The organism is Mariprofundus sp. NF, assembly GCF_013387455.1.
GTDB lineage: Bacteria > Pseudomonadota > Zetaproteobacteria > Mariprofundales > Mariprofundaceae > Mariprofundus.
Genome location: NZ_VWNC01000024.1, coordinates 1 through 214, shown reverse-complemented (window position 1 = coordinate 214; position 214 = coordinate 1). Strand labels below are relative to the sequence as shown.

General features: G+C 49.5%; 1 protein-coding gene. It reads right to left on the bottom strand.

All coding sequences use genetic code 11. The annotated features are described in order from the left end of the window. A partial coding sequence (locus tag F3F96_RS12365) for a hypothetical protein (protein WP_176963584.1) occupies positions 1–214 on the bottom strand: 214 nt, incomplete at both ends.

The following is a 214-nucleotide window of genomic DNA, read 5'->3' as shown; positions in this document are numbered from 1 at the left end:
ATCACCACAAACAGTCATCTCACCAAGACGCGATGATATACGCGCCACCGAACAGCTGACTGAACGATTGGCATTAATAGCTGCGGCATCACCACAAACAGTCATCTCACCAAGACGCGATGATATACGCGCCACCGAACAGCTGACTGAACGATTGGCATTAATCGCTGCGGCATCACCACAAACAGTCATCTCACCAAGACGCGATGATATA